This is a genomic window from Ruegeria sp. CDSB029 (genome assembly GCF_059611125.1).
Window position 1 is genome coordinate 109,761 of record NZ_JBXWOX010000011.1, and the last position, 25,040, is coordinate 134,800.

Consider the following 25,040-nt stretch of genomic DNA (forward strand, 5'->3'; position numbering starts at 1 on the left):
GTCCTGTCACAATATTATTGGCAAGCCCTGTTCTTAACGTTGGAGATGGGTCAATTCTCAATCACGCACAAGGTGGCCGCCATCGACATCCAGAATTGAGCCACTTAAAAACCCGTTTGTCATAGCCATGACCACGGCTTGTGCAATACTCTCTGCCTGGCCGACCCGTCCTACGGGCAGGCGGCCACCTGTCTGTGCATACATGACTTCACGTGCATCTTCCGCCATTGCGGCGTAGGCTTCGGTTGCGACCATGCCGGGGCTGATGCAATTGACCCGCGCCCGACCAGCCAACTCCAGCGCCAGCCCTTTCGCCAGGGCTTCGACCGCCGCGTTAACTGCGCCCAAGCCCGTGGCCCCGGGGCGGCTGAGCACGCCCGAAAAGAACGTGATGGAGCCGCCTTTGACCAACATGGGCAACACTTCTCGCGCGGCAACATATCTGGCGCGGTGAAGTGATGGTTCGTTGGTCCGCAGATGCGGGGCCCACTCAACTAAAGGTCGCTTCACATATCGCCCATTCAGGGACGTTCGCGGTTTGTTGTTCAGGAGTGTTCATCTATAGGTTGCGTGCGCTTCGATTATTGGCAGATACCCGCGCTGCCTTCCAAGATTTCTGCCTTATGCCCACAACCAGATTTTAAGTTAAATTGACCCAAGCCGCATTCCTTGAAGAACTTTGCACGCATGCAGCCACAAATTTAACACCATTGAGTCCGTCATGAACTGTTGGATAAACAACCGACACGTCAGGTGAAATCCCATTTCGGAAGGCTTGGATCGCCTCTGCTGCCTCTCCATAGATATTCGCGAACCCCTCAAGGTATCCCTCGGGATGTCCCGGAGGAACTCTACTCAACCGATTGGCTGCGTCACCAGCTCCAGCTCCATTTCGGGTGATCAAACGCTTGGGTTCGTTGTATGGCGTGAACCAAAGATAATTGGGATCTTCCTGAGACCACTCAAACCCACCTTTTTCGCCGTAGACGCGCAAACGAAGTGCGTTTTCATTGCCGGGAGCCACCTGAGAAGACCACAGCATACCACGCGCTCCGCCTTCAAAGCGAAGCAAGACGTGCGCGTTATCATCGACTTTGCGCCCCGGCACAAAGGCCTGCAAGTCCGCCGCGAGGCTTTCCGCTTTCAGCCCGGTTACAAAGCAAGCGAGGTTGTAAGCATGGGTTCCGATGTCACCGGTTGAACCACCCGCGCCCGAGCGTTCTGGATCGGTTCGCCACTCAGCCTGTTTGAAATCCTGCTGCTCGGTCAGCCAGTCCTGCGGGTACTCAACCTGAACAACGCGGATCTTGCCAATATCTCCGTTAGCGACCATTTCACGTGCCTGCCGAACCAGCGGATAGCCCGTGTAATTGTGGGTCAAAATGAATAAAGCATTCGCGCTTTCTGCTGCTTTGACCAGTTTCTTTGCGTCGGCAAGGGTCGAGGTGAGTGGCTTGTCACAAATTACATGAATACCGCGTTTCAGGAACTCACGTGCGGCTGCATAGTGAACGTGATTTGGCGTGACGATTGAGACCGCCTCGATCCCAGATTTCAACCGGGCTTCCCTGATCGCCATTTGTTTGAAGTCTTCATAGACCCGTTCGAGCCCTAATGCATGACCACTTTCAAGAGATTTCTCTGGCGTCGAAGACAAAGCACCGGCAACCAAATCAAACTTGTCGTCCAATCGCGCCGCTATTCGATGAACGCCGCCTATGAAGGCGTCGTTCCCGCCGCCAACCATGCCAAGTCGAATGCGGCCCGAAGTTTCTTCATTGCGTCCTGTGACCATCACTCAATCCCTAGCATTTTACGATTGGCTGCTTCGTCTGCGCCACCATCGGCGAAATCATCAAAGGCTTTCTCGGTCACACGGATAATGTGATCTGACACAAACTGAGCGCCTTCACGCGCTCCATCCTCGGGGTGTTTGAGACAGCATTCCCATTCGACCACAGCCCAGCCATCAAAGTCATTCGCGGCCATTTTCGAGAAGACCGCCCCGAAATCAACCTGGCCATCACCAAGCGACCGGAAGCGCCCGGCACGATCGACCCAGCTTTGATACCCGGAATAAACACCCTGTCGGCCGGTCGGGTTAAACTCGGCATCTTTGACATGGAACATCCGGATCCGATCTTTGTAGATGTCGATATTGTCCAGATAGTCGAGGCATTGCAGCACGTAGTGCGACGGGTCGTACAACATGCAAGCGCGTGGGTGATTTCCTGTCCGTTCGAGAAACATCTCGTACGTCACGCCGTCGTGGAGGTCCTCACCTGGGTGAATTTCATAACAGACGTCAACGCCGCATTCCTCGGCGTGATCCAGTATTGGCACCCAACGATGAGCAAGCTCCTCAAATGCCGTTTCGATCAAGCCTGCAGGGCGCTGCGGCCAAGGATAGACATAAGGCCATGCCAATGCGCCTGAGAATGTCGCATGCGCTGAAATACCCAAGTTTTTCGAAGCAGATAGCGCTTTTTTGACTTGGTCTACCGCCCATTCTTGCCGGGCTTTCGGGTTTCCCCTGACGCTTTCGGCTGCAAAACCATCAAACGCGCTGTCATAGGCCGGGTGAACGGCCACAAGTTGGCCCTGAAGGTGGGTTGAAAGTTCAGTGACTTCGATGCCATTTTCCTTGGCTATGCCTTTAAAATCATCGCAATAACTGGCGCTGGACGAGGCTTGTTCCAGATCGAACAACCGGCCGTCCCAACTAGGAACCTGAACGCCCTTGTATCCACAGTTCGCCGCCCATTTAGTGATCGCGTCCCACGAATTGAACGGCGCTTCGTCCCCCGCGAATTGCGCAAGAAACAAAGCTGGACCTTTGATTTTCTTCATAAAATTTCCTCCCCAAAACCTAAGCCTCTATGGCGGTAAATTTTCCTTCAGATAGATGTCGATACGGATACGTTCCTGTGCTTTGTTGAACGGAACCTTGTCCGAAGTTGCGCGCAATAGACGGACGGCAGAGCGAACAATGTGCCCGGTGTCTTGCGAGATTAAGGCGTCAAATGTGCCAAGCCTAAGCGCCTCACGACTGAGCGGAGTAAGCTCATGAGCTATGATCACCAGATCTTTGCTGAGTTTGTTCTCTGAAAGAAATTGAATGAGGCCCGCATTGCCCGCTGCTGACGAGTATATTCCGACCAGATCCGGATAGGTTTCAAAGATTTCGGGCATCATCCTGTAAATCAGATCCGGGTCATCCCGGCCCTCGACAGACGCTACGACTTTGAGGTGCGGAAATTCCTCAGCCACAACAAGGTCAAAGCCTTGACGACGCTCCAGGTGGTCACGCGCCAAACGGGATCCTGTAAGAACCAAGACCTTGCCTTCGCGATGGACAAATCTTCCCATCAGCTGAGCTGCGGTTCGTCCTGCCGAAACGTTATCAATTCCGACAAAGTGGTCTCGCTCAGAACTTGGCAAGTCAGACACCAAGGCAACAACCGGAACGCCTTTTTCCCTGAGCCTTTTTACAGCGTCGCGGACAGAAGGGGTCTCGGGCCCGAAAACGGCGACTCCGTCAACGTCCAAACTGTCGACAGCATCCAAAATATTGACGATATCTTGCGGCTCGAACGGAGCGACGTTCTTTACTGCAATGCGCGTCCGTTGGATAAATTGGTCACGTGTTTGTTCAGCGATCTGACTGCTTATTGCCTCCACAAACTCGTTGTCCGTGTCTGGTAAAACAAAGAGGAAATTGTAGACGCGGTTTCGCGCCAGGTTGGCTGCGGCGGTGTCGCGCACATACCCCAGCTCATCAATCGCCTTCTGTACTTTCTGTACAGTCACTGCTCGCACGCCGGGGCGCCTGTTCAAGACCCGATCAACGGTCGCCAGGCTGACACCCGCCACGCGAGCGATGTCATTGACGGTTGGCTTTTTCACCAATTTTAGTTTTTGTTTTTGATCTTCCACGTGTTCCTCAGCCCTCAATCTCCCGTGCTAAGCCTTCAAACAACAATGCAACAGCTTCAGCGCCGGGATCGTTATGTCCAACTAGGTTTTCTTCGGGAACATAGGCCGCGCGGCCCGCCTTCGCACGGCGAATATTTGCGGTGTTGTTCGCGCCTTCGCGGGCAGCCTCGGCTGCATGCGTCAGACTAGATGGTAGTGCGGCAAGTGCTGGTGCCAGTGCGTCAATCATTGTCCTGTCACCGACCTTGGCACCCCCAACCTGGCTGACGCGATTCAGGCCTACGACCAAAGACTTCGGTATCGAAGCCCCGCTCGCACAGGCATCGCCAGCTGCGTTGAAGAAAATTGCGAGTATAACGCCGGAAGAACCACCCATTGTCTGGCTCAACTCATTGCCTAGTGCCGGAAACAGTTGCGTCAGATCAGCAAGCGGCATGCGGTCAAGGCTACCTTGCAATGCTCTTGCGGCAGTGGCGAGTGTGCTTCCCGTATCGCCATCTCCGGATTTCGCGTCCAACTCGTTCAGGTTCTTCTCTTCGTTGATGAGAAGTTCAGACAAACGAGCGATCGTTTCCCTTGTGGCAGGGTTGTTCGAAGGAATTGGATCGATCGGGGTCAGGCCATCAGGCAAGGGCGCTACTTTTATCGGGTCGATGGAATTGACGCCGGGCCAAGCCGCCAGATCAACAGGAGCCTCGAGTGCCGATAAATCGTCCTGATCTACAGGCAGAATGGAAACAGAAAACCCGTGCATATCCAGCGATGTCATCATTGGTGCCGGGCCGATGATATGGTGGGCGATACCTGTTTCAGACAGGGCATGCGTGAGGACAGCCATTTCTAGCGGTGTTGTGGACCCAAGGTTGTTGACCAGCGCCACACGATCCCCGGATCCCATCCTTTGCTTTAGCTTCTCCACCACTGTGGACATGGCCGATACGGCATTCGAGAATTCGACTTGCTGTACACCGGGTTCACCGTGGATGCCCAAGCCAAGCTCTGCTTTGCCGGGCGCAATCCTGTCCTCTTTCGGAGACCCAGGAACGGTACAGGTGTCCAGGCTCATACCGATGCTCACGACCTTGGCTATGATGCGTCTTGCTGCGGCGGTGACGGTGTCGAGATCAGCACCACTTTCGGCAAGCGCTCCGGCTATTTTGTGCACGAACAATGTACCTGCCACGCCACGTGGTTGCGGAAGGTCGGGCAGGGCGATGTCATCATCAACTACGACCATCTCTACTTTGCGGCCCAACGCACGGGCGCGTTCGGCCGCCAGTCCAAAGTTCAATCGATCACCGGTGTAATTTTTGACAATAAGCAGGCACCCAGCCTCGCCCGTAACCGCAAGAATGCCAGCCAAAACCGCCTCGACCGATGGCGAGGCGAACACTTCTCCGCAGATTGCTGCCGTGAGCATACCGGCGCCGACAAACCCTGCGTGGGCAGGTTCGTGACCAGACCCGCCGCCGGAAACCAAGGCGACTTTCGACTTTTCCCAATCCGACCTGTAGACAACCTTGATGTGCGGGTATCCATCCAATCGGGTAAGCCGTCCTCCTGATGACGCGAGAAGACCGTCTATGGCCTCTGTCACCAGTGTTTCTTTTGTGTTGAGGAACTGGGCCATGCTTTTGCTCCTTAATTCACTCGCGCGCCGGACGCGTCAAAATACAACGGGTTGTGTGGGCGGATTTTTATAAGTTTTCCAGATGGATAGTCCTGATGGACATCAATCAAGGTCACAACCGTGTGACCGTTTAAGTCCAGATGCAGTCGTGTTTGATCCCCCAGGTGTTCGGCACGTATCACACGCGCTTCGCTGCCTTCGCCTTCGATGATGTTTTCTGGGCGAAGACCAATCTGCGGGCCTTTGTGGTCGCCTCTGAACAACTCGGACGGCAGGATGTTGATCCGCGGCAGACCCAACCGGCTGGCGACATATACACTGCCGGGGTCTTCATAAATGTCCCGGGGTGTCCCGTATTGAACCAACTTGCCGTTTTCCAAAACGCCGATATGGGTCGCCATTGTCATCGCTTCGACCTGATCATGGGTCACGTAGAGCAAGGTCGATCCCAGATCCGCCTGAATTCTTTTCAATTCGACCCGCAAATCCGCCCGAAGCTTGGCGTCCAAAGAACTGAGGGGTTCATCCATCAGAAATATCTGGGGGTCACGCACCAGCGCCCGCCCAATTGACACCCGCTGCATTTCACCGCCAGACAGTTCTGTGGCTTTGTTGTCCAGTTTGTGTGGGATCTGGAGGATCTCCGAGACTTCGTTGACCTTCCTCGCGATCTCATCCTCTGGCGTCTTCAGGATCGGCGAACGCAAAGGGAAAGACAGGTTTTCACGCACTGTCATATGCGGGTACAGCGAGTATTGCTGGAAGACCATCGCCACATCGCGCTGGGCGGGTGAATCTATTCCAACGTCACGCCCGCCAATGCGCACTGATCCTGAATCCAGTTTCTCAAGTCCGGATATCAATCTCAGTGTTGTTGTTTTTCCCGCGCCGGTCGGGCCCAACAACACCACAAAGGCACCGTTGGGGATCGTCATAGAGATATCATCCACCGCTTTAAGATTGCCGAATGACTTTGAGATACTCTCCAAAACGACTTCAGCCATTGCTCAGCACCTCGTCGTTTAGAGCGGACCTCAACGCGCGTCCGGTAGATTTTTCAAAAAGGGTTACCGCGGGTGAGCGGAACTCCAATCCCACGGTCTCGCCAGGGCTAACGACTTCGCGTGCATCAATCCGGGCTTTCAGCTCACCGTTCGGGCTTTGCAATGTCACGATCTGGGTAGTTCCCAAATATTCTGCGGCCAGGACCTTGGCCCGGTAGGCGCTTGCATCCGATAGAAAAACATGCTCGGGGCGGACACCAAAAACCAAGTCACCTTCAGCCCCTTCCATCAGTTTGGGAACAGGTTCGTCATGCCCGTTCAGGCCAACCATTTCAGTGCCAGGTTCGACCTTTCCCTGAAATGGCAGGAAGTTCATCGAAGGAGACCCGATAAAGTTAGCTACAAACATCGTAGCGGGTTTGTCGTAAATCTCCTGAGGCGTGCCGAATTGCTCGATCACAGCATTGTTCATCACTACGATTTTGTCGCCCATTTGCATGGCTTCCAACTGGTCATGTGTAACGTAAACAGTGGTCGCACCCATACGGTCATGAAGCGAGCGCAGTTCTTCGGCCATGTGTTCACGAAACTCTGCATCAAGTGCACCAAGAGGTTCGTCCATCATGAAGGCTTTGGGGTCACGAACAATCGCGCGCCCGAGCGCTACGCGCTGCCGATCGCCGCCTGAAAGTCCACCTACAGGGCTATCGAGTATGTCGTTTATCCCTAGAATTCCCGCGACTTCCTCGATTTTAGAATTTACGGCGGCGCGCGGCATACCCTGTGATATCAGAGGGTAGCTGATATTCTTACGCACATTCATGTGTGGATACAGCGCGAACATCTGGAACACGAAGGCAATGTCTCGCTCTGAGGGTGGCCGCTGGCTGATTTCTTCACCGTCCAGGTAGATTTCACCCGACGTTGGAAGTTCCAAACCTGCGATCATCCGCAGTGTCGTCGTCTTTCCGCAACCGGATGGCCCCAGCAGCATGAAGAACTCACCATCCTCAATCGTGAACGAGCTTTCGCGTACAGCCGTGAAATCGCCGAACATCTTTTTTACGTTTTTGACTATGATCTGGGCCATTTCTACTCCGGGAAGTGGCTGACGATGATGAACATAACGGTTCCGATCAGCGTTACGATGAAAGAGTAGGTGAAAGCCCAAAGGACAAAGGGCTGCATCAGCATGAAGACACCCAGTGCGATAAGGATGGTTGCGACCATTTCCCATGGGCCGCGGCGAAGCCGCATCAATCCGGTAAGAAACTCGCTCATTTGCGTACGGCTCCGAATGTGATCCCACGCAGCAGGTGTTTGCGCATCAGGATGGTGAAAATCATAACCGGGATCAGGAAGATCGTTGCTCCAGCTGCCACGGCAGGCCAGTCCAGACCGCCGATACCGATAATGGTTGGGATGAACGGCGGCGCGGTCTGCGCATTTGCTGAGGTAAGCAGTACGGCAAATGCATATTCATTCCATGCGAAGATGAGGCAGAAGATAGCTGTCGAGGCTATGCCGGTCGCGGCTTGTGGCAGCACCACTTTGTAAAATGCCTGAAAACGTGTGTAGCCATCTATGAGAGCGGCTTCTTCGTACTCTCTTGGGATTTCGTCGATGAATCCTTTCAGCAACCACACTGCCAGAGAGATGTTTACGCCCGTGTACAGCAGGATCATTCCTAAGTGCGTATCGCTGAGCCCAAGATTTCTGAACATCAGGAAGATAGGAATAGCGACCGCCACCGGAGGCATCATCCTCGTACTGAGGATAAAGAACAGAAGGTCATCCTTGAGCGGGACCTTGAACCTACTGAAGGCATAGGCCGCCAAAGTGCCAAGAAAAATACTCAGGAACGTTGATCCAAACCCGATGATGACCGAGTTCATAAAGCGCTCACCGAACTTGGATGGTCCAACGATCACCATGTCATATTGGCGTACGATCTCATCGGCCCAATTCTGCGGTGGGTTGGCTTCCAGAAACTCCTGCGTTTGTCGCGTGCGTGTGGTGAAGAGGTTTACATAGCCTTCAAGCGTTGGTTCAAAGACCACTTTGGGCGGGTAGCTGATCGCATCGGCCGGGGACTTGAAGCCAGTCAGCAAAATCCAAACAAGTGGGATCATCGTGATCAGCGCATAAGTGATGACCAAGAAGCCTGCGATCCACTTGGACCGGTTCGAGGGTTCGGTGACGGAAAAGCTGCTCATCTCTGTTTCACCTTGTTCAGGGCTTTTACGTAGATCGACGCAAGGCCGAACACGGTGACGAAAAGGATGATCGCATAGGCCGAGGCATAGCCCGTACGCCACTTCTCAAACGCCTCCCGCTTGAGATTGATCGAGGTGAGTTCCGTTACAGAACCCGGCCCTCCGCCGGTGAGCTGAACCACTAAGTCGAACATCTTAAAGTTCTCGATCCCACGAAACAGCACCGCGAGCATCAGAAATGGCAGCACCATCGGGATAGTAATCGTGAGGAACTGCCGCAGCTTGCTGGCCCGGTCGATCTCGGCAGCCTCGTAGATATAGTCGGGAATGCTGCGCAGCCCGGCCAGACAGATCAGCATCACGAAGGGCGTCCACATCCAGGTGTCAACGATAACGATCGCCCACGGGGCTAGGGTCACTGAGCCAAGCATCTCAAAGCTCGAGGGTTCTTTGCCGGTGAACCACGACACGATGTAGTTGAACAGGCCGATTTGAGGCTGATACAGGAACTTCCAGAAGTTTCCGACGACTGCAGGTGACAACATCATCGGCAATACGATAATCGTGGTCCAAAGATCGTTGCCCTTGAATTTCTTGTTGATCAACCAAGCTAGTGTGAACCCGATTAACACCTGAAAAAAGATCGTCCAGAATAGAAAATGCGCCGTCGCCTGCATATTCAACCAGGTGTCAGAGTCGGTTAGGATACGCTCGTAATTCTTGAAGCCAACGTCTTTGACCTCGCGCCCGATCCGATTGGCCTTGTAGTTGGTAAAGCTAAGTTTGATGGTCCAGATCAACGGAAAGATATTGATCGCCAGCAGTAGAAATATCGTTGGGGAGATGAATATCCAGGCGATCGCGCGGTCGGATAACCCCCGAATTTTTCGCGCAACTCGCTTGGGCGTTGCCTGCGCAACGCGATCTACGGTCCTGTCAGACATCTCTTTGCCAGTTCTTGTTGGTTTACGACTCACGGGAGAAGGTGGAGCGGGTTCGCACCCGCTCCTGCCTGCGTCCGGGTTACAGCTTGCCTTCGTCTTCGAAGACTTCCGTCCAATCTTCGATCAAAAGATCAAGCGCTTCTTGAGCTGTCCCTTGGTCGGCAACCACGTAGTCGTGGATGCGTTTCTGCATTGCCAACAGGAGTTCCGCATAGGCAGGCTCTTGCCAGAAATCCTGCACCCCACCCATTGCTTCTAGGAAATCACCGGCAAACGGTTGGCTGTCCACGAAACCAGGATCTTCAAGCACCGAGTTATGTGCCGAGTAACCGCCAAGTTCCCACCATTTGGCCTGAACTTCCGGCTGCGCGAACCACTTTATGTACTCAAGCGCGGCGTCCTGTTTGTCAGAGTAGCTGACAACAGAAATACCTTGTCCGCCCAGTGTCGAGCCTGCCTGATTTTGTGGTGGGTTCACAAAGAAGTCGATCTTGTCACCGCCGGTATTTGGATCGGCATAGAGACCCGGGAAGAACGCGAACCAGTTCATAGCCATGGCGACCTGACCGGATTTAAATGCATCCAAGCTCTCACCCATGTAAGAGTTCGTGTATCCCGGAGGCGTCGCCGTTTTGTAGAACTCTTTATAGAACTCCAGAGCCTCAACCGCTTCCGGTGAGTTTACAGCACCTTCCATATCATATGATCCAGGAGTGTTTTCGTATTTGAAACCCCACGGATACAGGGCCCCGGTGACACCCATGGTGATCCCTTCCGAGCCGCGCTCGGTAAAGATTGCAGCCCCATACACAGTCTTGCCGTCGATTTCACGACCTTGGAAGAACTGCGCGATCTGCAACAACTCTTTCTGAGACTGAGGCTCGCGTAGGTCCTGACCAGTCGCTTCTTTGTACGCGGCTTGGATTTCAGGGTTTTCGAACCAATCCTTGCGGTAGAACCAACCATTCGCATCGCCCATCGCGGGCAGTGCGTAGTAATTTGGTGTACCCTTGGGCCAGGTCGAATAGGCGTAAACTGTTGCAGGTGCGAAATCGTCCATGCTTATGCTTTCAGCATCGAAGAAGTCGTTCAGCTGGACATAGTGGCCATTCTCAGCGCCACCGCCGATCCATTGGCTATCACCAATCAGCAGGTCGCAGAGCTTACCGCCGGAGTTCAGTTCGTTCAGCATCCTGTCCGCAAAATTTGGCCAAGGAACAAATTCGAAATTCATTGTGTGGCCGGATTCTGCTTCGAATTCCTTTGATAGTTCGACAAGCGCGTTGGCCGGGTCCCATGCCGCCCAACATAGTGTCAGATCTTCAGCATTTGCCTTGGTAGAAAGAGTAGTAGCGGCAAGGACTATTGTGCTGACCGAAGCCAGTTTTGTGTAAGTCATCCATTCCTCCCTTTTTTCGCCGTCAATCGAGGATGTGCGAATCGCGGCATACCTCCAAGGCTATTTGAGGTACGCACCTCAAGTCTAGATATTTTTGAGGTTCGTACCTCATAAACCCGAAAGAGATCGCCAATTTTGTCTCTTAGTCATTGATTCCTAAAGAAAATATTCTTTGGACTTGATGCGCATGTATTTTCGGCAGCGAGGTATTGTATGGTCATATCGACTTAAATTCGACTTAAATGGGCGCAGCCGTCATGCGGCCAACAGGTTCAGCGAACCCGCTTCTGAAGCGCTCAAAGATTACTTGGTCGATACCTTTGAGCACTCGAGATAACTTCAAATAGCGTGGACAACTCGGGACCGTGCATAACTCTTTGTGGTCAGGTGCAGACGTATGAAAAATCTCTCCATCGTCCGATTGAACCGCTACCCAATAAAAGGCTTGAGTTCCGAGCCTATGCGAACTGTGGCGCTGCGAGCAGGAGGGGGCATTCCGGGCGATCGCCTGTTCGGATTTGCTCGCTACAACTCCGGTTTCGACATGCAGAACCCAATGCCACTGCCGAAAGATCGTTTTGTCGTTTTGTTGAACGAGGCTGCACTGGCAGGCATTCAGACCGGCTTTGAAATTGAGTCCCAGGCACTTGAGATCAATGCGAACGGAAAGAAACGACGCTTTGACATGCGAGAGTCTGAAGATAGGAAGAATGCGGCAGAGTACCTTTCCTCAGAGATCAATTTAAGAGATCCAGAGCTGCCAAAGTTTGTCTCCTCTGCTCCTCATAGGTTTACAGATGTATCTGTCGTATCACCGCAAATGATGAACGCGATATCCGTTTTGAATCTGGCCTCTGTGAAAAAGTTGGGCGAACAACTGAACGCAGAAATCCACCCGGCGCGCTTCCGAGCGAATATTGAGATAGACGGTTTACCTTCGTTTGCTGAGCTGGATGCAGTTGGATCAGTTTTAAGATTTGGCGATGTCGAGTTGAAGATACTCTCACGTACGAAAAGGTGTGCAGCAACTGAAGTGAACCCGAAAACGGCCGAGCGCGACTTGAATATACCCTACCTTATTCGGAAACTGATGGGCCATATGGATATGGGCGTTTATGTCGAAGTGGTTAATGGTGGAACGCTAACGGTCGGTCAAACTGGGGAAATACTCGCTTAAACCTTGCCTCCTGGCAAAGTGGTTTTTCTAAGAGGTTTGAGCCATATTCGGTCAAACGATTAAACTCAACTCTTGCTCTGTCTTTCTTTTGGCTATCCTGGGTATCGAAGGTTGTCGCGTTCGTGCTTTCTGATCCAGATACGATTGGAGGGCACTCCTTTGACGGAGCCTTGACAAGATCCCTGTTTCAAATAATTTTAATCATTAAAATATATAGGCGGGTGGTGCTCAATGTATCTGGGCTTAGATTTGGGAACGTCAGGTCTCCGCGGGATTCTGGTAGATGACACAGGACACGTTGTCGGTGATGCCGAAGTCAGCATTTCCACTTCGACGCCTAAGCCTGGCTGGTCTGAGCAGGATCCTTTGGATTGGACCAACGCTTGCGAAGAGGTTGTTGGGAAGCTTCGCATTGGCAACCAGCAAGCATTCTCAAAATTGCGAGGTATTGGCCTAAGCGGACACATGCACGGCGCTACACTACTGGATCATGATGGCGAAGTATTGAGGCCCTGTATTCTTTGGAACGATACTCGGTCAGCCGACGAAGCGGGGACACTAGATCAAACACCAGAGATGCGCGCAATATCGGGAAACATCGTATTCCCGGGGTTTACGGCGCCGAAACTCGAATGGTTGCGTGCGAATGAGCCGGATGTGTTCTCAAAGGTCGGCAAGGTATTGCTGCCGAAAGATTATTTGCGGTTTTGGCTGGCTGGCGAATATGTTTCAGACATGTCTGACAGCGCAGGAACATCCTGGCTGGACGTTGACACTCGGCAGTGGTCAGAAAAGGCGCTAGCCATAGGTCACATGCGTGTCGAGCAGATGCCGCGCTTGGTCGAAGGCAGTGATCCGGGTGGAGAGTTGAAGACCCGATTGAGGCAGGAGTGGGGGCTTTCGAATCCGGTTGTCGTGGCTGGAGGTGCTGGCGACAATGCTGCCGCTGCCTGCGGGATCGGGAGCACCAACGACGGCACCGGTTTTGTCTCACTCGGAACGTCTGGCGTATTGCTTGTTGCGCGGGAAGCCTATGCTCCTGATCCGGAAACAGCCGTGCACTGTTTTTGTCATGCGGTTCCTGATCGGTGGATACAAATGGGTGTTATGCTTTCAGCAACGAACAGCATGAACTGGCTTGCTCGCAATCTGGGCGAACCCGTGGAAAGACTCGCTTCAGCTATGCCTGAAAAACTGAATGGACCTACAGCGATCACCTTCCTACCATATCTGTCAGGAGAACGGACGCCGCATAACAATAGCCATATTCGAGGCGCGTTTTTGGGCGTGGACATCTCGTCGGAACCAGCTGAGTTGACCCAGTCCGTAATGGAGGGTGTTTCCTTTGGAATGAGAGATTGCCTAGAAGCACTGAAGAGCACCGGAACCCAGCCAAATAGCCTTATGGCAGTAGGGGGAGGAGCACGATCTCGGTTCTGGCTGGAAACATTGGCTACTGTTTTGCAAGTTCCACTGGATTTGCCAAAAGGCAGCGAGTTCGGTGCCGCTTTGGGCGCTGCGCGCCTCGGGATATGTGCTGCCAACGGCGCTGAGCCGGCGCAAGTCATGACACCGCCGGAAATTCAGGAACGCATTGAACCACGAGGCGATCTCATTGATACCTACGAAAACGAATACCGGAGATATAAGCAATTCTATGAGGCGCTTGCGCCGCTGGCGGTAAGATGAATCCAGAAACGGGTAAGCCCCATCAGATTGAAACTGCTATTCTTACCGATGGAAGTATGCGTGTTTCGGTCCTGCACTATGGGGCAATCACGCAGGGTTGGTGGTACAAGGACGTCCCGCTCATCCTTGGGTTCGAGGACCCAAAAGAGTATCTCGCCGATACGCGTTACCTGGGCGCAATTGTTGGGCGCGTTGCCAACCGGATCAGAGGCGCGACGTTTGACTTGGATGGTGCCAGTTTTGAACTGAACGCCAATGAGGGCAAAAACACCCTGCATGGCGGCGACGATGGGCTGTCTAAACAGTTTTGGGAACTCGAACAGATTGCACAGAACGAGGTTTTGCTGAGCTACGTTTCTCACGACGGAGAGGGAGGCTTTCCGGGGACTATCAGGTTCGAAGTCAGGATCCGCCTACAGGGCTCACGCTTGGTCTATTCAATAACTGCGCAGCCTGACCGGCCGACGCCGATAAGCGTTGCGCAACACAACTACTACACTTTGGGTGCTGCAGAAGGCGTAGATCGGCACAAGCTTAGACTCGCTTCAAATCGGTATCTGAAAATCGACGATCAGGGTATCCCGTCGGGCAGGTTGCTTGCGACCACCGACAAAGCGTTGGATTTTTCAACGCCCAAAACGATTGGCAGTGCTCCCGAAGGGATCGATCATTATTTTTGCTTTGATCATGATCGCGGCCCAAAGGCTCCGGTGGCGGAACTCACTTCACCTTCTGGCCTTGCGTTGACAGTCTACTCTGACCAACCGGGAGCACAGGTGTATTCGGGCTATGAGCTGACAAAACTGCGGCGCACTTCGCGTGGTGTGTGTATCGAGCCATCGGGTTACCCCAACGCACCGAATATCTCGTCGTTTCCTTCAATCATGTATACTCCGGAGTATCCGTATCGGCAGGAACTTATTCTAGAAGTTTCTGAGGAATGACATGAGAGCAGTTTCGCTATTCTTGATTATCGGCTCAACAATCTCAGCGGAGGATGGTGCGCGCGCCCAATCGCTTGGTTCTCTGCCGGAGTTCCTTGAGCCCGACTTTGCAAGTGCTGAGTTGGGGCGTTTGCTGTTCTATGACCCGATTTTGTCTGGCAACAAGAATATTAGCTGCGGGACCTGTCATCATCCCAGGCTTGGCACGTCCGACGGTGTTTCCCTTGGTATAGGGGAAGGGGGAATTGGGTTGGGTCCAGAGCGGACATTGGACCCAGGGAATACCCCGGAACAACGTATTCCTCGAAACTCACCAGGGCTTTGGAACCTCGGAGCTACTGAGTTCACGACGTTTTTCCATGATGGGCGACTAGAGGCAGACCCAACGCAACCTGATGGTATCAGAACCCCGTTGGGTACTCATATGCGGTCTGGTTTCAATTCAGCGCTGGCCGCACAAGCCATGTTCCCGGTTTTGTCGCCAGACGAAATGGCGGGTCACTATTCTGAGAATGACGTGAGCAAAGCGGTTCGCCTCGGATTTCTGACACAGCAAGGCGGTGCGTGGGATCTGATTGCAGAACGTGTTGCGGCCATTCCAGAGTACGAGCAGAGGTTTGAGGATATAGCGCCGGATGATGGAGTTACGTTCACGGCAATTGCCAACGTAATCGCAGACTTCATCGCGTTCGAGTGGCGCGCGGATAACAGCCTCTTCGATCGTGCGATGCGAGGTGAGGCTGAATTGTCAGAAGAGGCCGAAATTGGCATGGGCCTGTTCTATGGAAAGGCTGGCTGCAGCAACTGCCATTCGGGCTGGTTTCAGACGGATCACAAGTTTCATTCGATCGCAATGCCGCAGATCGGCCCGGGAAAGGCGGCGCGATTTGAAAACCATGTCAGGGACGACGGGCGTCTTCGCGTGACCGGTGATCCCGACGACGCGTTTGCTTTCCGCACGCCATCTTTGCGTAACGTGACACTGACAGCTCCTTACGGACACAACGGAGCTTTTGCCGAACTTGAGGACATCGTACGGCATCATCTGGACGCGGTTTCGTCGTTGGAAAACTACTCGATCGAGTTGGCCGCATTGCCGGACTTCCCGGGCCCCAAAGATCAAAGGGCAATGTCGGACCATCAGCACGTGGAGGCGATTGCCCAAAGCAACGGCTTGTCGAAAATAAGCCTGACGGATCAGGAAATCGACGCTCTTCTCAGATTTCTGGCAAGCCTTGAAGACCCGGCAGAGCGGCTAGGTGTGCCCGACCAAGTTCCAAGCGGGTTGCCGGTCGACAAGTAATCAGCGGTAAAGACGTATGATTTGGTTGGGCTGATAGTCCAACCACTCGCCTTTCGATCCATCCGGCCAGATCATACGAACCTGCACCTGGTCCTCACTCCCAAGTCCAAAATGCTGAAACCCAGCGATACCACCAGCGTGACCGCCGCCGATTGTGAGCTCGCGGGTCTGAACGCCCAGCGAGGTTTTGACTTCAATAAATCCACCAATTGCTGATTGATTGGATTGATCCTGAGTGACATCAATCAATAGCCAGTTGCCACCCTGAGAAGAGTTCTGGCTGACTTCGAGCTCAAAACCTCGGTTGACGACAACAAGATCCAACTGACCGTCATTGTTTAGGTCGGCAAGGGCCGCGCCGCGTGATTTAGTCATCGAAGCGATGCCGGCATCTGCTGCAGCTTCAATAAACTGACCGTCGGAGTTCTGTAGTAGTAGGTTATTGGGGTCGTTCAGAGCCGCATCGGGCATCTGTTCTACGTTTCCCTTGGCCACGAATATATCGTCCCGGCCGTCGTTGTTGACGTCGCCAAACTGTGCGTGCCACCCGGTGGATGGCCTTCCGTCTCCGCCGATATGCGGTCTATGAGCGGTCGTACCCTTTTCGTAAGTTGCATCGCGCCAGGTCGGGCCGTTTGTCACTGGGTCAAAAATCTGGAGTTTCTGGTCACCCATAGAGGTCAGATAAACTTCGGGAAATCCATCTCCTGTAAGGTCCCGAGAGGCGATCCCCATTCCCCAGATCGAAAATGGAAGCCAGCCTTCGCCTTCTGAGTATTGCCGAGGCTCAGGTTCCATCGCCCATAACTGCTCGTGACCGCCGCGAACATAGTAGTGGCGGTCGTTGCTGACGCGAAGATCTGCGCGGCCAGTTCGGGCCCAGTCCGAAAACAAAATGGAAAGTGAGCAGTAGCCGGGCTCAAGATGCAGCGGCTCACGATACGAGTCGCCTTCTGGACGGTACAAAAGGGTTGGGCCGCAGGATTCAAAGGGACCTTCGGGATCAAACCGATCAACATAGGTGCCAAACGCCAAGGTCGGTAAAGCTTGCCCGCTTTCCCATGTTGCCGAGAACCCTGTGGTCCAGTGATCCTCGGACTGAATCCCGAGTTCAGTAAAAGGGCTGAATTGGCAGTCGGGATGGCCCCGAAGAAGCAGGTCTGGGCCAACACGCAAAATCGCCAGATCTACTAACCCGTCGCTATCAAAGTCGAGAGGGTAGGCGCCGGTCACACCGGCCAGCGAAAGATCTTCAGGCGTCTTTGCCTGAAATGCTATCTGTTCCTTCGAGGTATTGATGAACAGTTGAGATCGGTTGGAACCGCCAGCCAAAAAGAGTTCTGGCAGCGAGTCCCCATTGCAATCGAAAACGGCCACACCACCGCCGACAAAATGCTCCCACCCGCCATCATAGACATGTTTTGGTACTTCCACATTTGTAAACTGGGGAATAACAGCGCCCGCATTCGCAACTGTGCCCAGAGTCGCAAATATCGCAAACTCAAGACGCATTCGACGTCAGCTCCTTGACCTTGAGAATTGAGATTTGTTCAATTCCATAGGCTGCCGCCCCCTTGGCCCACATCATGTCACCCCAGTGATGAACTTTGATCTGGGGTAAAGGTGCATCGACATTCACAACGCCGCTTTGAATGCGGGTCATAACTTCGTTGGAACACAAATGCTCAAAGCTCATTTGTGCCCCCGAGACGATAATGCACTCTGGGTCATACAAGTTGATCAGGTTGGAAATCCCGAGGCCAAACATCTGACCTGCGCGGGCAAGCACCGACGAAGCTCTGGCGTCACCCGAGTTGGCGCGGTCATGAATGTCGGAAATGGAGTCCATGTCGTTGGTATGACCAGTTACCGTCATCTCGCGGATCAAAGCATAGTCGCCCACATAGGCTTCTAGACACCCGCGTTGCCCGCATTGGCATAGGGCCCCGTCAAGTTGAATTTTGGTGTGCCCAAACTCAGCGCCGCAACCTCGTTCTCCACGATATAGTTTACCGTCCAATACGATGCCAAGGCCAACACCGTGTTCGATCGTAACGACGAGGAAATTCTTTAGGCCCTTGCCCAAGCCGAAAAGCTGTTCGGCCTTGGCGACGAGGTTGGCGTCGTTGTCGACGAATGCGGGGCAGGGCAGCGCATTTGAAAGCAAGTGGCTAAAATCAATATTTCTCTCATTAATCGAGGATGACCAGTGGACAAAATTCTTGTTTGCATCGACCAGTCCAGCGACCCCGATAGAAACACCTGCCAAATGAGCGACAGAACGATCGATCTGATTGCAGGTTTCTTCAAGAGCTTCGCGGATCGCCGATACAAATTCTTGCGGCGACATCCTGGCGTGATCCAAAGCATATTTATGGGATGCGACTTCGTTTCCTTCAAAGTCGACCAAGATAACCGAGATCACTTGCCGAGCCACCTTGAGACCGGCTACAAGATACATCTGGCCGTCCAATTGCAGCAATACTCTGGGTCTGCCTCTCTTCCCCGACTTGGATTGTGCCCGGCTTTCAGTCTCTTTGACTAGCCCGGCCGAGATGAGATCAGCCGTGGCAGCGGTGACGGTCGCAGGGCTGGTTTGCAAGGCGGATGCAATATCGATCCGCGAGACGGACCCTTTGGCTCTGATGTGCTCCAATACCCGCAGGCGGGTCGTATTTCTTTGTTCCAAAGAAACCGGAGAGGCTTTGCTTTTCAGCATCTTGTCCTCGCGAATCTTGCTGTTGGTCCAATCTATTTGAATTTGCCTGCCTCTTGTAGAGTAAATATTTTACTGGCTGAAATAAATATGGTATTCAAATTTGTGAGAGCCGCGAATCGAAATGCGATGGCTCGGCAAATGGGAGGAAATCATGAAAAGAATTCTCAGCTTTTCGGCTGTGGCCACTTTGTTGGCTTCGACCGCATTCGCAGAGCCAGTGGTTGGCGTAAGCTGGTCGAACTTTCAGGAAGAGCGTTGGAAAACGGATGAGGCGGCAATTAAATCAGCGCTTGAAGCAGGTGGTGCCGAGTACATTTCGGCGGACGCGCAATCGTCTTCCGCAAAGCAGTTATCGGACATCGAAAGCCTGATCGCCCAAGGTGTAGACGCGCTTATTATTTTGGCCCAAGACGCGCAAGCAATCGGACCGGCTGTTCAGGCTGCGGCTGACGAAGGTATTCCGGTCATTGCTTATGATCGCCTGATTGAGGATGACCGTGCGTTCTATCTGACTTTCGACAATGTGGAAGTCGGCAGAATGCAGGCTCGGGCTGTCTTTGAGGCCATGCCCAAAGGCAACTACGTGATGATCAAGGGCTCTCCTACTGATCCGAACGCAGATTTCTTGCGGGGTGGACAGCAGGAAATTATCGGAGCAGCAGTGGACAGCGGTGACATCGTAATCGTTGGTGAAGCCTATACCGATGGCTGGTTGCCCGCGAACGCCCAGCGGAACATGGAACAAATCCTGACCGCGAACGAGAACAACGTGGATGCAGTCGTTGCGTCGAATGACGGTACTGCAGGCGGTGTTGTTGCTGCGCTGACCGCGCAGGGCATGGAAGGCATTCCGGTTTCCGGTCAGGACGGCGACCACGCAGCATTGAACCGTGTCGCATTGGGAACTCAGACGGTTTCGGTTTGGAAGGATGCTCGCGAACTTGGAAAGGCCGCTGGCGAAATTGCTGTTGCGTTGAGCGGTGGGACAAGCCCTGCTGATGTCGAAGGTGCAGTGAGCTGGACGTCACCAGGTGGAACCGAGATGAACTCGGTTTTCCTAGCGCCTGTTCCAATCACTAAGGACAACTTGTCCGTGGTTGTTGATGCCGGATGGATCCCGCTGGAAGATCTTTGCCAGGGCGTTGAAAACGGACCTGCCCCTTGTAACTAAACCACTCAGCCCTAGGCCTCTTAGTCTGGGCCTGGGGCAAATGCTGAATATGAAAGATCGGAAATGACCGAAACTTCGTCTCAGCCGATACCTGAAAAAGCGAAACCCAGCCTGTTCCAGCAACTGGAACTGGATATGCGGCTTTTAGGAATGATCGGCGCATTTGTCATCCTGTGTATCGGGTTCAACATCTTCACGGACGGACGGTTCTTGACGCCTCGGAACCTGTTCAACCTCTCCATCCAGACGGTTTCAGTGGCCATTATGGCGTGCGGAATGGTGTTCATTATCGTCACTCGCCACATCGACTTGTCGGTAGGAGCGCTGCTGGCAACAACCTCGGCCGTGATGGCTATGACGCAAACCGAGCTTTTGCCGCAAATACTTGGGATGGGTTTGAACAATCCGGCAACCTGGGCGATCACAATTGTCGTTGGCCTGTTTGTCGGCACACTGATTGGTGCGTTTCATGGCTGGATGGTCGGCTATCTGACGATACCAGCCTTCATCGTCACGCTTGGTGGATTTCTGGTGTGGAGAAACGTGGCGTGGTATCTGACCAGCGGCCAGACGATTGGTCCTCTGGATAGTACATTCCTGATGTTTGGCGGGACCAACGGAACACTGGGCACGTCGACAAGCTGGCTGTTTGGGTTGTTCGCCACCGCGATCGCGATCTGGGCGTTGTGGAGTGGTCGCCGCGCAAAAGCGTCACATGGTTTCCCGGTAAAACCTGTTTGGGCCGAGGCCACTCTGGCCGGGATAATCGCAATTGCTATCCTTGGGTACGTTTACATCGTAAACAGCTACGCCATTCCTACGCGCCGTCTGCAACGTATGTTCGAAGCGCGCGGCGAGACAATGCCAGAGGGGCTGGTTGTAGGATACGGCATACCGATTTCTGTCCTCATTCTGATTATCGTGGCCGTCACGCTGACAATTGTGGCGCGAAAAACCCGGTTTGGACGCTACATCTTTGCCACCGGCGGAAACCCGGATGCGGCAGAGCTTTCTGGCATCAATACTCGGCTGCTGACCGTGAAGATTTTTGCGCTTATGGGCTTCCTGTGCGCCGTTTCTGCTGTGGTCGCCTCGGCGCGTCTGGCAAACCACTCAAACGACATTGGCACGCTGGACGAACTGCGCGTCATCGCCGCTGCAGTGATAGGAGGAACCGCATTGTCCGGCGGCATCGGCACTATCTATGGCGCGATCCTTGGCGCATTGATCATGCAGGCGCTGCAATCGGGCATGGCAATGGTTGGCGTTGACGCGCCGTTTCAGAACATCGTGGTCGGCAGCGTCCTCGTGTTGGCTGTCTATATCGACATCGTTTATCGCAAACGACTGGGGGCAAAATGATGCAAGCACAGGATATGCAGAAAAAACCTTCCGGCACCGGGCGCGGTTCAGGCGCGCCGCCGTTGGTCGAGATGCGCGACATCTCGATTTCCTTTGGTGGGGTCAAGGCCGTCGACCATGTGTCGGTCGATCTCTATCCGGGTGAAGTCGTTGGTCTACTTGGCCATAACGGGGCCGGAAAGTCCACGTTGATCAAGGTATTGTCCGGTGCCTATCAGATGGACCACGGCGAGATCCTGATCGATGGCAAGCCGGTCGAGATTGGCAATCCCCGTGACGCCCGGGCAAACAATATCGAAACGATATATCAGACGCTCGCGTTGGCCGACAATCTGGACGCGACATCAAACCTGTTCCTGGGGCGCGAGATGACGACGCCTTTTGGTTTGGTCAACGACGCAGCCATGGAGGCCGAGTGCCGAAAAATCATGGCGCAGCTCAACCCGAACTTTCAGAAGTTCAATGATCCGGTTTCCGCCTTGTCAGGGGGGCAAAGACAATCAGTGGCGATCGCTCGGGCTGTCTACTTCAACGCACGTATTTTGATCATGGATGAGCCGACAGCAGCGCTTGGGCCGCATGAAACTCAGATGGTGGCGGATTTGATCCACAAGCTAAAGGCGCAAGGCATTGGGATATTCCTGATCGATCATGACGTGCATGCCGTCATGGAACTGTGCGACCGCGCATCGGTCATGAAGAACGGAAAACTGGTTGGCACGGTCGATATCGCAGACGTCACTGATGACGATCTTTTGTCGATGATCATTCTCGGCAAACAGCCAACGCAAAAAGCAGAATAGGGTCAGGTATGACAAGCGGATTTTTCAATGGGATCGAACGGATCCAATATGAGGGCGTGGATAGTCAAAACCCAATGGCCTTCCGGCATTACAACCCCGATGAAGTGATTTTGGGTAAACGCATGGAAGACCATCTGAGGTTTGCAGTGGCCTGGTGGCATTCCTTTGCATGGGAAGGGGGGGATCCCTTTGGAGGACCCACCCTGGAGCGCCCATGGCATCCGCAGGACGACATGGGACGGGCCCGCATGAAGGCCGATATCGCTTTCGAGATGTTTGAACTTTTGGGTCAACCCTATTTTTGCTGGCACGACGCTGACATCCGTCCCGAGCAAGGCAACTTTGCTGAAAACCTCAATGCCTTGGAAGAGATCACCAATTACATCGGTGAAAAGATGCAGGTTTCAGGCACCAAGCTTCTTTGGGGTACGGCCAATATGTTTAGCCATCGTCGCTGGATGTCCGGCGCCAGTACTAATCCAGACCCTGACGTTTTTGCATACGCCGCAGCGACAGTAAAATCCTGTATCGACGCGACCCACAAGCTTGGCGGCGAAAACTATGTTCTTTGGGGCGGACGTGAAGGCTATGAGACCCTGCTGAACACGGATCTGAAAACCGAACTGGACCACATGGGCCGGTTTTTAAACATGGTCGTAGAGTACAAGCACAAGATCGGGTTCAAAGGTACCATTCTTGTAGAACCGAAACCTCAGGAGCCTTCCAAGCACCAATACGACTATGACGCAGCTACTTGCATCGGATTTCTCAGGAAGTACGGGTTGGAGAACGAAGTGAAACTGAATCTCGAGCAGGGCCACGCGATCCTTGCCGGGCATAGCTTTGAGCATGAAATTGCGGTCGCGGCCGCAGAAGGAATGCTGGGTTCGATTGATATGAACCGCAACGACTATCAGTCTGGATGGGATACAGACCAATTCCCGAACAATACACCGGAAGTTGCCCTAGCTTACTATTACATCTTGAAGGCCGGTGGTTTTACCACCGGTGGCACTAATTTCGACGCCAAAATTCGCCGACAATCGATTGACGCCGTCGATCTGGTGGCGGCTCATATCGGTGGAATGGACATATGCGCGCGCGGTTTGAAAGCAGCGGCTGCAATGATTGAAGATGGAGGTTTGGAAAACGCGCTTTCGCAACGGTATTCCGGTTGGAAATCTCCAAAAGCGGAGTCCATGTTAAGCAGCAGCCTGGATGAAATTTTCGCTCGCGTTTTAAGTGACGGAATAAACCCAGAGCCGCAATCTGGACGCCAGGAAATACTAGAGAATTATTTGAACAGATTTGTTTAACTGCCAAACTTAGGTATTTTCCGCTGTTGTCAAAAGTCACGCCAAGCCGCCCTCGGTTCTGAGGACGCGAGGGGAGGTTTTGTTCATAGCCCGTCCATAAAGACAAATCCTTTCCTTGATCTGGTCAAACGGCCGCAATTCTTTTTGGGTCACAAATGCTTGACGTTTGGGTCAGAAATGAATGACGTGATTGACCGATTTAATGAGGTTTTGGCCGTCGATTGAGTCAAATATCAGTGACGTTCCACATTTACTGTTGAACGTCACACGAACCTGACCCAACCGTCACAGTTGGACCAAAAACGGGGTGAACGTTCGACATCGGAAGGCACCCCCGATGTTGGACATCAATTGATTTTGGCCTCTGCGTCTTAAACTGACCCAAAATTCCCATTTTAATTCTCCCGCAGAGGGTTTCGTTTGATCTGGCTTCCCTTTTGGAAAATCTGGGCTGATTTGCAGATCAGACAGCGAAGCTGCCTGTTTCTGCCGATCTGCCACGTGGCGGACGCGGGAGGGGGCGAGGCAATGCTATTCGATAGCGGTGGTGCGGCCCGCAGGCATAGCCGAGGACACGGTCCTGTCTAATAGCGTTGCCCGAGGGGGAGGGCCGCGCCCTCACCCTGACGGCCAAGGGCGTTTGGCTTGTCCAAATCCCGCTGGCCCACGAAAGGAAGGTGATGGGAAAAAGGGTTTACCGCTATTTGCGATCGAACCCTTCTGTCAAACTTCAAAAAGTAATTGTGGCCACCAAGCAGACCTTCGCTGCTAGTGCAGCACTAGGCCTTAGTGACGGCGGCAATGCACTGGAAGCGGACGTTAAATCAAAGATGCAGTGCTTTGGAGCCTTGGACAGCAGCTATGCAGACAAAGCTGCCGTTGATTGTTCATTACAATTGGAAATCTAACGATCTAGTCGCAACGTTTTCTGAGAAAGTCTCTACGCATATTCTTCAAATTCTGGGTTGTGCTTTTAATCCCATCGAGTGTCTCATCAGGTTGCAATGTGTTCATTGGATCTTAGCAGTGTTCGACGCGTCGACATACCTCGCGATAACATCGATTGTAGTCATCGGCACTGTCCACGTCTTCTGCGTGTCTTTTTTTCGGAGATTCCCCTCTCTAGCGAGCTGGCTATCTGATTTTTCATCTGGGATCGGACTTGGCTATGCTTTCCTTTTCTTACTGCCAAAAATCGGTGAATTGTCCGCCGGTTTAGCTGCAAACGGGAAATGGGAACACTCGCCGTACGGTTACTCTCTGCTGGGTTTACTACTTGCTGGAAGCCAGCCGCGACGTGGGTGCCGATAACAGGTTGTCGCTTGGCTTGGACACAGTGGCACTCGGAACCTATAACTGCTTGCTTGCCATTACAGTCATGCAAACGACAGGAACATCGCCTGAGCTGTACGCGATTGGAACGTTGG

Annotated in this window: 22 protein-coding genes; 9 read left to right on the forward strand and 13 right to left on the reverse strand. The window is 53.2% G+C overall.

The window, feature by feature from the left end; genetic code table 11:
- Nucleotides 1–57: 57 nt before the first annotated feature.
- The 11 genes from AC2FI8_RS14600 to AC2FI8_RS14650 all read right to left on the reverse strand — a co-directional run bounded on the left by AC2FI8_RS14600 (nucleotide 58) and on the right by AC2FI8_RS14650 (nucleotide 11,129).
- Complete coding sequence (locus AC2FI8_RS14600) at nucleotides 58–510, reverse strand: SDR family oxidoreductase (protein ID WP_496779798.1); 453 nt, start codon at nucleotides 508–510, stop codon at nucleotides 58–60.
- 130 nt (nucleotides 511–640) lie between these two features.
- Nucleotides 641–1,795, reverse strand: coding sequence for a Gfo/Idh/MocA family protein (locus tag AC2FI8_RS14605; RefSeq protein WP_496725591.1), 1,155 nt, complete (start codon nucleotides 1,793–1,795; stop codon nucleotides 641–643).
- Nucleotides 1,795–2,850, reverse strand: coding sequence for a sugar phosphate isomerase/epimerase family protein (locus AC2FI8_RS14610; RefSeq protein WP_496779800.1), 1,056 nt, complete (start codon nucleotides 2,848–2,850; stop codon nucleotides 1,795–1,797). Before AC2FI8_RS14610 ends, AC2FI8_RS14605 begins: the two co-directional genes overlap by 1 nt.
- Nucleotides 2,851–2,877: 27 nt before the next feature.
- The gene (locus AC2FI8_RS14615) at nucleotides 2,878–3,936 is read right to left on the reverse strand and encodes a LacI family DNA-binding transcriptional regulator (protein WP_496779803.1); all 1,059 of its coding nucleotides are present in this window, start codon (nucleotides 3,934–3,936) and stop codon (nucleotides 2,878–2,880) included.
- A gap of 7 nt (nucleotides 3,937–3,943) precedes the next feature.
- Complete coding sequence (locus tag AC2FI8_RS14620; protein WP_496779805.1) at nucleotides 3,944–5,566, reverse strand: dihydroxyacetone kinase subunit DhaK; 1,623 nt, start codon at nucleotides 5,564–5,566, stop codon at nucleotides 3,944–3,946.
- A gap of 11 nt (nucleotides 5,567–5,577) precedes the next feature.
- Nucleotides 5,578–6,570, reverse strand: a complete 993-nt coding sequence (locus tag AC2FI8_RS14625) for an ABC transporter ATP-binding protein (RefSeq protein ID WP_496779808.1) — start codon at nucleotides 6,568–6,570, stop codon at nucleotides 5,578–5,580.
- Nucleotides 6,563–7,660, reverse strand: a complete 1,098-nt coding sequence (locus AC2FI8_RS14630) for an ABC transporter ATP-binding protein (protein WP_496779810.1) — start codon at nucleotides 7,658–7,660, stop codon at nucleotides 6,563–6,565. The genes AC2FI8_RS14625 and AC2FI8_RS14630 overlap by 8 nt, the downstream gene beginning before the upstream one ends.
- Before the next feature lie 2 nt (nucleotides 7,661–7,662).
- On the reverse strand, nucleotides 7,663–7,851 hold the full coding sequence (locus AC2FI8_RS14635; protein ID WP_058274732.1) for a hypothetical protein: 189 nt from the start codon (nucleotides 7,849–7,851) through the stop codon (nucleotides 7,663–7,665).
- The gene (locus AC2FI8_RS14640) at nucleotides 7,848–8,786 is read right to left on the reverse strand and encodes a carbohydrate ABC transporter permease (RefSeq protein ID WP_496779813.1); all 939 of its coding nucleotides are present in this window, start codon (nucleotides 8,784–8,786) and stop codon (nucleotides 7,848–7,850) included. The genes AC2FI8_RS14635 and AC2FI8_RS14640 overlap by 4 nt, the downstream gene beginning before the upstream one ends.
- Entirely contained in the window at nucleotides 8,783–9,730 is a 948-nt protein-coding gene (locus AC2FI8_RS14645; RefSeq protein ID WP_496779815.1) for a carbohydrate ABC transporter permease, read from the reverse strand. The genes AC2FI8_RS14640 and AC2FI8_RS14645 overlap by 4 nt, the downstream gene beginning before the upstream one ends.
- 79 nt (nucleotides 9,731–9,809) lie before the next feature.
- Complete coding sequence (locus AC2FI8_RS14650; protein WP_496738318.1) at nucleotides 9,810–11,129, reverse strand: ABC transporter substrate-binding protein; 1,320 nt, start codon at nucleotides 11,127–11,129, stop codon at nucleotides 9,810–9,812.
- 397 nt (nucleotides 11,130–11,526) lie between these two features.
- On the opposite strand from AC2FI8_RS14650, the gene AC2FI8_RS14655 reads away from it, so the two are divergent.
- The 4 genes from AC2FI8_RS14655 to AC2FI8_RS14670 all read left to right on the forward strand — a co-directional run bounded on the left by AC2FI8_RS14655 (nucleotide 11,527) and on the right by AC2FI8_RS14670 (nucleotide 16,242).
- On the forward strand, nucleotides 11,527–12,306 hold the full coding sequence (locus AC2FI8_RS14655; protein WP_496779816.1) for an MOSC domain-containing protein: 780 nt from the start codon (nucleotides 11,527–11,529) through the stop codon (nucleotides 12,304–12,306).
- Nucleotides 12,307–12,537: 231 nt separating this feature from the next.
- Nucleotides 12,538–13,995, forward strand: a complete 1,458-nt coding sequence (xylB, locus tag AC2FI8_RS14660) for a xylulokinase (protein ID WP_496779818.1) — start codon at nucleotides 12,538–12,540, stop codon at nucleotides 13,993–13,995.
- Nucleotides 13,992–14,939: an aldose epimerase family protein gene (locus tag AC2FI8_RS14665; protein WP_496779820.1), complete on the forward strand. Its 948-nt coding sequence runs from the start codon at nucleotides 13,992–13,994 to the stop codon at nucleotides 14,937–14,939. The genes xylB and AC2FI8_RS14665 overlap by 4 nt, the downstream gene beginning before the upstream one ends.
- A gap of 1 nt (nucleotide 14,940) precedes the next feature.
- Entirely contained in the window at nucleotides 14,941–16,242 is a 1,302-nt protein-coding gene (locus AC2FI8_RS14670) for a cytochrome-c peroxidase (protein ID WP_496779822.1), read from the forward strand.
- Here AC2FI8_RS14670 and AC2FI8_RS14675 read toward each other — a convergent pair whose 3' ends face one another.
- Nucleotides 16,243–17,754: a CRTAC1 family protein gene (locus AC2FI8_RS14675; protein ID WP_496779824.1), complete on the reverse strand. Its 1,512-nt coding sequence runs from the start codon at nucleotides 17,752–17,754 to the stop codon at nucleotides 16,243–16,245.
- Nucleotides 17,744–18,961, reverse strand: a complete 1,218-nt coding sequence (locus AC2FI8_RS14680) for an ROK family protein (RefSeq protein ID WP_496779826.1) — start codon at nucleotides 18,959–18,961, stop codon at nucleotides 17,744–17,746. The genes AC2FI8_RS14675 and AC2FI8_RS14680 overlap by 11 nt, the downstream gene beginning before the upstream one ends.
- Nucleotides 18,962–19,112: 151 nt before the next feature.
- On the opposite strand from AC2FI8_RS14680, the gene xylF reads away from it, so the two are divergent.
- The 5 genes from xylF to AC2FI8_RS14705 all read left to right on the forward strand — a co-directional run bounded on the left by xylF (nucleotide 19,113) and on the right by AC2FI8_RS14705 (nucleotide 24,521).
- Nucleotides 19,113–20,132, forward strand: a complete 1,020-nt coding sequence (gene xylF, locus AC2FI8_RS14685; protein WP_155150139.1) for a D-xylose ABC transporter substrate-binding protein — start codon at nucleotides 19,113–19,115, stop codon at nucleotides 20,130–20,132.
- Between the two features lie 63 nt (nucleotides 20,133–20,195).
- The gene (locus tag AC2FI8_RS14690) at nucleotides 20,196–21,494 is read left to right on the forward strand and encodes a sugar ABC transporter permease (protein WP_496725577.1); all 1,299 of its coding nucleotides are present in this window, start codon (nucleotides 20,196–20,198) and stop codon (nucleotides 21,492–21,494) included.
- Entirely contained in the window at nucleotides 21,494–22,297 is an 804-nt protein-coding gene (locus AC2FI8_RS14695; protein ID WP_496779830.1) for an ATP-binding cassette domain-containing protein, read from the forward strand. The genes AC2FI8_RS14690 and AC2FI8_RS14695 overlap by 1 nt, the downstream gene beginning before the upstream one ends.
- An 8-nt stretch (nucleotides 22,298–22,305) precedes the next feature.
- The gene (xylA, locus tag AC2FI8_RS14700; RefSeq protein WP_496769336.1) at nucleotides 22,306–23,613 is read left to right on the forward strand and encodes a xylose isomerase; all 1,308 of its coding nucleotides are present in this window, start codon (nucleotides 22,306–22,308) and stop codon (nucleotides 23,611–23,613) included.
- Between the two features lie 680 nt (nucleotides 23,614–24,293).
- Nucleotides 24,294–24,521 (forward strand): hypothetical protein, encoded by a 228-nt coding sequence (locus AC2FI8_RS14705; protein ID WP_496779828.1) that lies wholly within the window; start codon nucleotides 24,294–24,296, stop codon nucleotides 24,519–24,521.
- Nucleotides 24,522–25,040 lie beyond the last annotated feature (519 nt).